Source organism: Phormidium sp. CCY1219, assembly GCF_055795085.1.
Map to the genome: position 1 here is coordinate 1 of NZ_JAYFEQ010000397.1, position 324 is coordinate 324.

The window sequence follows — 324 nt, forward strand, 5'->3', positions numbered from 1 at the left end:
TATCCCTTGTCATGGGAGCTGATTTTCGCTTGATATTCCTCAATTATGATGAGGTCTCTTGCGGTTTTACGGTCGTGACAGTGGCGATGCAATGCTTGGCGGTTTTTATGGGTATCTTTACCCTCCGCCGCTAGAGGTTTAATATGGTCTACCTCAATTAGGTCACTGTCCGTGAAGAACAGGCCGCATTCATTACACCTGCCTTTTTGTTCCTTCAAAAGTTTGGCTAACTTAGCTGGTATTCCAACCTTGTTAATTCCTCTCTTACTCCAGTAAGCCCAATCTCCATCAAATGGAGACTTATCACCTTTGACTTTGATGTGT

Annotated in this window: 1 protein-coding gene; it reads right to left on the reverse strand. The window is 43.8% G+C overall.

Going from position 1 to position 324, the window contains the following annotated elements; genetic code table 11:
- Positions 1 to 324 (reverse strand): HNH endonuclease (locus AC0QH1_RS08305; protein WP_324630583.1); only part of this gene is annotated, 324 nt, incomplete at both ends.